At 71.1% G+C, this 8,315-nt stretch carries 7 protein-coding genes; 1 reads left to right on the top strand and 6 read right to left on the bottom strand.

The window, feature by feature from the left end:
* From alaS to DW309_RS01765, 4 genes are all read right to left on the bottom strand, one after another.
* Positions 1 to 2,544: alanine--tRNA ligase (gene alaS, locus DW309_RS01780; protein ID WP_136044378.1), on the bottom strand; the 2,544-nt coding region annotated here is incomplete at its 3' end.
* Positions 2,545 to 2,597: 53 nt separating this feature from the next.
* The gene (locus DW309_RS01775; RefSeq protein ID WP_136033658.1) at positions 2,598 to 2,786 is read right to left on the bottom strand and encodes a hypothetical protein; all 189 of its coding nucleotides are present in this window, start codon (positions 2,784 to 2,786) and stop codon (positions 2,598 to 2,600) included.
* 111 nt (positions 2,787 to 2,897) lie between these two features.
* Complete coding sequence (gene rpsD / locus DW309_RS01770) at positions 2,898 to 3,527, bottom strand: 30S ribosomal protein S4 (RefSeq protein ID WP_136033656.1); 630 nt, start codon at positions 3,525 to 3,527, stop codon at positions 2,898 to 2,900.
* 185 nt (positions 3,528 to 3,712) lie between these two features.
* Positions 3,713 to 5,068, bottom strand: a complete 1,356-nt coding sequence (locus tag DW309_RS01765; protein ID WP_136044377.1) for a replication-associated recombination protein A — start codon at positions 5,066 to 5,068, stop codon at positions 3,713 to 3,715.
* 110 nt (positions 5,069 to 5,178) lie between these two features.
* Between DW309_RS01765 and DW309_RS01760 the strand changes: the two genes are divergently transcribed.
* Complete coding sequence (locus tag DW309_RS01760; RefSeq protein WP_240753093.1) at positions 5,179 to 5,499, top strand: hypothetical protein; 321 nt, start codon at positions 5,179 to 5,181, stop codon at positions 5,497 to 5,499.
* A gap of 15 nt (positions 5,500 to 5,514) precedes the next feature.
* Here the strand turns inward: DW309_RS01760 and DW309_RS01755 are convergent, their stop codons facing one another.
* Positions 5,515 to 6,276, bottom strand: a complete 762-nt coding sequence (locus tag DW309_RS01755; protein WP_136044375.1) for a winged helix-turn-helix domain-containing protein — start codon at positions 6,274 to 6,276, stop codon at positions 5,515 to 5,517.
* Positions 6,273 to 8,015, bottom strand: coding sequence for an NAD(P)/FAD-dependent oxidoreductase (locus DW309_RS01750; RefSeq protein WP_136044374.1), 1,743 nt, complete (start codon positions 8,013 to 8,015; stop codon positions 6,273 to 6,275). Before DW309_RS01750 ends, DW309_RS01755 begins: the two co-directional genes overlap by 4 nt.
* Between the last annotated feature and the right edge of the window lie 300 nt (positions 8,016 to 8,315).

Below are 8,315 nucleotides of genomic sequence, written 5' to 3'. Positions count from 1 at the left end.
GGCTGCGCGCTTCGCGAGCGCACCCGCCTTCGCGCCCGCCGAACGCGCCGCCTCGTTCGTGGCGACGACCACGACCGGCCGGCCATTGACGATCGCGCCGAGGGCGACCACTGCCGCCTCCGACCCCAGGCGCTCACGGACGCCGTTGACCAGATCGCGCACGTCGTCCGCCGAGGCCGCGTCACCGAGCGACTGTGCGGCCACCCGGAACGCGCCGATGCGGGACGCGGCCTCCGCGATCGCGGGGATCTGCCCCGCCCGCTCCTTGGCCTCGAACTGCGCGATGCGCTTCTCGGCGGCCTTGAGGCTCGCGGCGAGATCGGCGATCCGCTCCGGCAGCTGCTCGCGCGGAGTCTTGAGCGACGCGGTCAGCTGCGAGACCAGCGCGCGCTCGGCGGCCAGCTCGCGGAACGCGTCGGCACCGACGAGAGCCTCGATACGGCGGTTCGACGCCCCGACGGACGACTCGCCGACCACGCTGACCAGCCCGATCTCGGCGCTCGTCGACACGTGCGTGCCCGCGCAGAGCTCACGCGACCAGGGGCCGCCGATGTCGACCATGCGCACGACGTCGCCGTACTTCTCGCCGAACAGAGCCATCGCCCCGGCCTCCTTGGCCTCGTCGAGCGTCACGATGCGCGTCGTCACCTCGAGGGCGTCCTGCACGGCGCGGTTCGTGATCTCCTCGATCTCCGAGCGCGTCTCTCCCGACAGCGCCTGCGACCACGCGAAGTCGAATCGCATATAGCCCGCACGGTTCAGCGAGCCCGACTGGGTCGCGGTCGGGCCCAGCGTGTCGCGCAGAGCGGCGTGCACCAGGTGGGTCGCCGAGTGCGCCTGCCGCGCCGCACGACGGTTGGCCGCGTCGACGATGGTCGTGGCCGCGTCATCCACCGCCACGCTCCCCCGCGTCACCTCGACGGTGTGACTGATCAGCCCGGGGACGGGGCGCTGCACATCGAGCACCTCGAGTTCGTAGCCAGGGCCCACGATCGTGCCCTTGTCGGCGACCTGGCCGCCGGACTCCGCATACAGCGTCGTCTCCGCCAGCACGACCTCGGCGATCTGTCCCTCCGCGGCGCTGCGCACGGAGGCACCGTCGACCAGGATGCCGAGCACCCGCGAGTCGACCTCGAGGGCCGTGTAGCCGTCGAAACCGGTCTCGCCGAGCGCCCGCAGGTCGCGGTAGACCGACACGTCGGCGAGCTGCCGCTTGCGGTTGCGCGCGTCGTCCTTGGCGCGCTGACGCTGCTCCTGCATGAGCGCGTCGAACGCGGCACGGTCGACGTCGAGCCCGGCCTCCTCGGCGACCTCGAGGGTGAGGTCGATCGGGAAGCCGTATGTGTCGTGCAGCAGGAAGGCCTCGGAGCCGCTCAGGGTCGTCCCGCCGCTCTTCTTCGTGTCGTCCACGGCGAGGTCGAGGATGGTCGAGCCCTGGGCGAGGGTGCGCCGGAAGGTCTCCTCCTCGGCGAAGGCGGCCGAGGACAGCACCGACCAGTCGCGCTCGAGCTCGGGGTAGGCCGACTTCATGGCGTCCCGCGACGCGGAGAAGAGCTCGGGGAAGGCCGGCTCGTCGACGCCCAGCAGACGCATCGCCCGCACGGTCCGCCGCATCAGGCGGCGCAGGATGTACCCGCGGCCCTCGTTCGACGGACGCACGCCGTCGGACAGCAGCATCAGCGAGGAGCGCACGTGATCGGCGATCACGCGGAAGCGCACATCGTCCTCGTGCACGGCTCCGTAGCGGCGTCCGGAGAGCTCGACGGCGCGGTCCAGCACGGGCCGCACCTGGTCGATCTCGTACATGTTCTCGACGCCCTGCTTGAGGAAGGCGACGCGCTCGAGGCCCATGCCGGTGTCGATGTTCTTCATCGGCAGCTCGCCGACGATGTCGAACTCGGTCTTGCTCCGGATGTTCTCGAGGAAGTCCTGCATGAACACGAGGTTCCACAGCTCCATGAACCGGTTGTCGTCCGCCGCCGGACCGCCGTCCTTGCCGTAGGACGGGCCACGGTCGAAGAAGATCTCGGAGTCGGGTCCGCCGGGGCCGGGCTGCCCGGTGTTCCAGTAGTTGTCCGCGCGGCCGAGGCGCTGGATGCGCTCCGGCTTCAGCCCGATGATGTCGCGCCAGATGGCCTCCGCCTCATCGTCGGTCTCGTAGACCGTGACCCACAGGTCCTTCTCGTCGAAGCCCAGCCCGCCGTCGGATTCGGAGGTCGTGAGCAGCTCCCACGCGTAGCGGATCGCGCCCTCTTTGAAGTAGTCGCCGAACGACCAGTTGCCGAGCATCTGAAAGAACGTGCCGTGACGCGCCGTGCGTCCGACCTCCTCGATGTCGTTGGTGCGGATGCACTTCTGCACATCGGCGATGCGCGGATGCGGAGCGGGGACCACGCCCGTGAGGTACGGGATCATCGGGACCATGCCGGCGACCGTGAAGAGCAGCGACGGGTCGTCGCTGACGAGGGAGGCCGAGGGGACGATGAGGTGATCGTTCTTCTCGAAGTAGGAGAGATAGCGCTGCGCGATTTCCGCAGTGTTCATAGGTCCCGGTTGTCCTTGTGTGAGGGAGCGCGTCGATGCGCGGCTGCGGTGGTTCAGTTCTCGCCCGGCTCGGTGAGCCGCGCCTCCTGGGCGCGATACGCGTCGCCCAGCGCGGCGGTGAAGCCGTTGATGCGGGCGTCGACGTCGGCGAGGATGTCATGGCCGCGCGGGTCCTTGTTCATGAAGTGAGCCGCGACGAAGCCGCCGATCACGCCGATGAGGAACCACAGCACAGTCTTCATGTCGTCATCCTTGCCTGAGAGCCGCGAAGGCGCGGTCTCTCCATCGTAGGCGGAAACGACAGGAGGCGTCGGGAATCCCCGACGCCTCCTGCCTGATGCTCGATCGCTGGATCAGCGAGCCGCGTAGTACTCGACGACGAGCTGCACTTCACAGGTCACGGGGACCTCGGCGCGCTTCGGGCGACGGACCAGGCGGGCCTGGAGCTTGTCGAGCTCGACCTCGAGGTAGCCGGGAACGGGAGGAAGCACCTCGGCGTGACCGCCGGCTGCCGCCACCTGGAAGGGCTCGGTGCCCTCGCTCTTGGCCTTGACGTGGATGAGCTGACCCGGCTTCACGCGGAACGACGGGCGGTCGACGAGCTGGCCGTCGACGAGGATGTGACGGTGCACGACGAGCTGGCGAGCCTGAGCCGTGGTGCGGGCGAAACCCGACCGCAGCACGAGAGCGTCGAGACGCATCTCGAGGAGCTCGACCAGGTTCTCACCGGTCAGGCCGTCCTGACGACGAGCCTCGTTGAACGTGTTGCGCATCTGCTTCTCGCGGATGCCGTACTGCTCGCGCAGACGCTGCTTCTCGCGCAGACGGACGGCGTAGTCGCTGTCGGCCTTGCGCTTGGTGCGGCCGTGCTCGCCCGGAGCGTAGGGACGCTTCTCGAGGTAGCGGGCGGCCTTCGGGGTGAGCGGGATGCCGAGGGCACGGCTGAGACGCACCTTGCGGCGGTCCTGGGACTTCGTGGTCACGAAGTGTTCCTTCCGATGACGTGGACGTGGATTTCACGTCCGACGGACGTATCGTCCGCGCTCTGCCTCGGAGCGCACGCCGGGGCGCCGTCGAGGTGTGGTGTGAACGCGGAGATGCCCGAAAACTCGGTTTCGAGCCGCTCAAGTCTAACAGACGACGCTGCGCCGACCGACCGACCGGTCTGTCAGCGGTCGCCGAGGATGCGTCGGATGCGCTCGAGCCGCGCACCGATGTCGCGTTCCGCACCGAGGTTCTTCGGCTGGTAGTAGTGACGTCCGTCCAACTCGTCCGGCAGGTACTGCTGCGGCACGATCCCGTATTCGCTGTCGTGCGAGTAGATGTAACCGCGGCCGTGGCCGAGCCTCTTCGCCCCCGGATAGTGGGCGTCGCGGAGGTGGAGCGGCACCCGGCCGAAGCCGCCCGCGCGGATGTCGGCGATCGCGGCGTCGATGCCGACGTACGCGGCATTGGACTTCGCCGTCGTGGCGAGGTACACCGTGGCCTCGGCGAGCGGGATGCGCCCCTCCGGCATGCCGATGAAGGCGACGGCGTCCGCAGCAGCGACTGCGATGCCGAGCGCCTGGGGATCGGCGAGACCCACGTCCTCCGACGCCGAGATCACCAGGCGCCGAGCGATGAAACGCGGGTCCTCCCCCGCCTCGATCATGCGCGCCAGGTAGTGGAGTGCGGCGTCGGGATCGGATCCGCGGATCGACTTGATGAACGCGCTGATCACGTCGTAGTGCTCGTCGCCCTGACGGTCGTAGCGGAGCAGCGCCTTGTCCACCGCCTGCGCCACATCGTCCGCCGTCATCGCGGGGACGCCGTCCGATGCGGTGTCGCCGTCCTCGACCGCGGCGGCATGGGACAGCGCGACCGCGGCCGCGGCCTCGAGCCCCGTGAGCGCGCGCCGCGCATCGCCCGACGCCAGTCGCACGAGAGCCGTGCGCGCCTCGTCGTCGAGCACCACGGCACCCTTGAGCCCGCGCGCATCCGTCACGGCGCGGTCGACGAGCAGACCGATGTCGTCGTCGGTCAGCGGCTGCAGCGTGAGCAGCAGCGACCGCGACAGCAGCGGGGAGATCACGGAGAACGACGGATTCTCGGTGGTCGCCGCGATCAGGATGACCCAGCCGTTCTCCACTCCGGGCAGCAGGGCATCCTGCTGCGCCTTCGTGAAGCGGTGGATCTCGTCGAGGAAGAGGATGGTCGTCTGGCCGTACAGGTCACGCTGCGTAATCGCCTCCTGCATCACCTCGCGCACGTCCTTCACCCCGGCCGTGATCGCCGACAGTTCGACGAACCGTCGACCGGAGGAGCGCGCGATGGCCTGCGCCAGCGTGGTCTTCCCCGTGCCGGGAGGCCCCCACAGGATGATCGACACGGCCCCGGGCGCTGCCGCCTCGGGATCGGCGAGAGCCACGATCGGGGATCCCGCCCGCAGCAGGTGACGCTGTCCCGCGACCTCATCGAGCGAGACCGGGCGCATGCGCACGGCGAGAGGCGTCTGCCCGGAGAGCAGCGCGGCAGGAGAAGTCACCCCTCCAGGCTAACGGCGGGCGCCGACACCGTGGCGACGGAACCCGCCCGTGGGCGACGGTAGGCTCTCAGGCGACGCCGCGGACGGGCGTCGGGATGGAGATATCGGGCATGGCGGCACGCGGTTCCAAGAAGGCACAGTCGCGCACCGAGGCGGAGCGCGCACGACTGCATGCCGCGCGCACGCGCTGGCACGAGGACCAGATCCGCCGCCGTCGCCGCGACAACACCGTCGCGGTGATCGTCGGCGGTCTCATCGTCGTCGCCGCGATCGGGAGCCAGGTCGTGCACGCGCAGGTGACCGCCCCCGAACCGACTCCGAGTCCCACGATCTCCCCCTCCGACTCCCCGGTGCCGTCCGAGTCCCCCCTTCCCTCCGACTCTCCCGTTCCCTCCCCGTCGCCCGTTCCGACGGACACACCGGCGGACTGACCCCGCGGCGCCGGCTCAGCGATCGGCGACAGCGAGACGGTAGCCGCGCTTCACCACCGTCTGCACCAGCTCCGCGTCGCCCAGCGCCTCGCGCAGCCGTGCGACCGCCACCTCCACGGCCCGTGCACTGCGTCGTCGTCCGGCGAGCATCCGCCCGAGCTCCTCCCGGGAGAGCACCCGCCCCTCCGCGAGGAACAGTGCCTCCAGGACTTCTGCGGCGCCCGCCGAGAGCGGGAGGAAGCGCTCATCGAGCAGCACCCCGCCGCTGCGCACGACGAGCTCTCCGGCGTCCGTGCGCTGCATCGGCGCCTGCTCCGAGAAGAACCCGACGACGGCGCGTGCGAGGTCGTCCGGGAGCGCCCCGTCGACCGTCGTGGCGGGGATGTCCGCATCGGCGAGTGACCGGGCCGCCTCCGCACCCGAGGCGACGAGCAGCAGACGCGACGCCCGCGCCCTGGCTCGGATCGCGTCGCCCAGACCGAGGCGCTCGACGGTGCCCCACCAGGAACGCGCGCCCTCGACCGAGAAGAGCAGCACGCCGTCGATGCGCCCGGTCGCGACGCGGTGCACCGACCGTCGAACACCGGCCGGCACGGAATGATCCGCGCGTACCGACGGCACGCGGACGACCTCGGCTCCCGCCGCGGCGAGAAGCGCACCGACATCGACCGGTGTCGGCGACGCCACCGCTCCGTGCGCAGTACCCGCCGACGGGTCATCGGCGATCGCTATCCGGCACCCGGTCAGCGGCCGGCCCACGCTCGTCGGAATGCTCATGCCGGACTCTCCTCGCGTCGCCGCGTGACGGATCCCGTTGTCCGCGCCTCGACGAAACGTCCACCCCCGTCGCGCGTCGCAGCCTCCAGTCCGGCGGCACGCAACCTGCCCAGCAGGGCGGGGACTTCTGCGGCGGATGCGCCACGCAGCTCCAGCACTCCGCCATCGGACGGCCGCACCCGCAACCCGTGCTCCTCCGCCAGCCGTCCGATGAGGACGAGCTGGGCGCCGGACAGCTCCCCCGCGACAGCGAGGGTCACGCCGAGCACGGTCTCCCTGGTACGGGGGCGTCCGACCGGGCCCCGCTCGGGGACACCCCGTCGCCCTGAGCCGATCGCAACCGCTCCGGCGCGCGCGATGAGGCGCCGCGCGACCGCCCGTGCGCAGAACGCGCACTCCGCGCTTTCGGGGAACTCCGCAAGGCCGCTCAGGCCGTGCTCTCGTCGCTCCGTCACCGCCGTGACCGGGGATGGCCCCGTGAGCAACGCATGACCGCAGGTCACAGCGCTCTCGTGCTCGCGAAGCAGCTCGGACACCGCCCGCGCCCTAGCGCCGTCATCCGCGGCCGCGCGGAGGGTCGCGAGCCGGTCCTCGTCGCCGAGCACCGTCGCACCGAGCAGGACTCGTCCGTCCTCGGAGAGGAGGAGGTCGCCCGCGATCCGTCCCGGCGCGTCCGCCAGGGGGACGACGACTCCGACGGTTTCGCCGTCCGGCGACGACCGGAGATCCGTGAACTCGACGCCTCCCGCACGCACGATCGTCGTCAGCCACCGCGTCCGTGTCGTCGCCACGGCCTCCCGCATCCTGTCCGCCACGCGCCCGCCACCGCCCGGTGCCCGCGGGCCCGGCTCGTCGTCCGCCGCGACAGCGACGCTCCCCACAGCCAGGATGTGCGGATCACTCGTGCGACCGTCGGCGTCGACGAGCACGCCGCCGCCCGGCACCACGGTGAGCCCCGCGTTCCGCGCGAGCTCGTCACGCGGGCGCACCGCGGGCGCGAACACGACCGCATCCGTCCGGGCGAAGGAACCGTCGTGGAATTCGATGCTCGCGACCGCGCCGGACTCGTCCGCATCGATGCGGGTGACGCGCGTCGACCTCCGCACCGCGATCCCGCGCTCCCGCAGGAGTGCGTCGACTGCCGCCGAGGTGCGACGACCCGGATCCGCGTGGTCCCCTCGTTCGTGCACGACCGCGACCTCGACTCCGCTCTCCGCGAGCGCGAGCGCGGCGGCGAACCCGCCCGGCCCGTCACCGACGACCGTCGCGTGCGGACGCCGCCACTGCTCGCCGCGCGGCGCGTGCACATGGGCCCGCAGCGCCGACGCATCCGCGGCGGACTGGAACGTGAAGCACCCGGGCAGTCCGGCCCCGTCGAGCGTCGGACGAACCGGGTGCCGCCCGGTCGCGAGGACGAGCACGTCGTACATGTACACGCGTCCGGAGCGGGTGCGGACGCGGCGGAGCTTCCGGTCGATCTTCCGCACCCGATCATCCCGGATCAGGCGCACGCGGTCGTCGCGGAACACCCCTCGGTCGAGGTCCAGGTCAGCGGGGTTGTCCCCCCGGACGAGTCGGTACAACCGGGTGCGGTCGTACGGCAGGCGCCCCTCGTCGCCGATCACCGTGACCCGCACGTCGTCGCAGGGATCGCCCAGGAGGTGCGCCACGAACGCGTACGCCGCGGGCCCCGCGCCGACGATCAGGACCTCCGTCCTCCGGGATGCGCTGTCGTCCATGGACCTCCTGTCGACCTGCGGACCGTCGTGGGACGACGATAGGAGCGCCGTGTTACCCGGAGATGACGTCGCGTGTTTCGCGCGTCGAACGTTCTCCTCACAAATCGATAACGCGCCTTCGGCCTCACCCCGCAGCGCGGGTCGTACTAGGCTGAGCCTCGTCCTTTCCGCCTCCCGCGGCCCGACCGCGCAAGGAGAATCACCGTGTCTGCCACCGAGCCCTCGAAGCCGACCCCGCCCATCCCCGCACCGCCCGCCGTGCCCATGCCCCGGAAGGCCCCGACGCCCGCCGCGGTCGCG

Source organism: Microbacterium sp. K41 (genome assembly GCF_004794395.1).
GTDB lineage: Bacteria > Actinomycetota > Actinomycetes > Actinomycetales > Microbacteriaceae > Microbacterium > Microbacterium sufflavum.
Note: the sequence above shows the minus strand (reverse complement) of the source record. Positions and strands in the feature narration are given on the sequence as shown.

What these genes read in the sequence shown, in the direction of transcription:
- DW309_RS01760 (WP_240753093.1), top strand. Translation starts at nt 5,179, where the DNA reads ATGGCGGCACGCGGTTCCAAGAAGGCACAGTCGCGCACCGAGGCGGAG.
- DW309_RS01750 (WP_136044374.1), bottom strand. Translation starts at nt 8,015, where the DNA reads ATGGACGACAGCGCATCCCGGAGGACGGAGGTCCTGATCGTCGGCGCG.
- DW309_RS01775 (WP_136033658.1), bottom strand. Translation starts at nt 2,786, where the DNA reads ATGAAGACTGTGCTGTGGTTCCTCATCGGCGTGATCGGCGGCTTCGTC.
- DW309_RS01755 (WP_136044375.1), bottom strand. Translation starts at nt 6,276, where the DNA reads ATGAGCATTCCGACGAGCGTGGGCCGGCCGCTGACCGGGTGCCGGATA.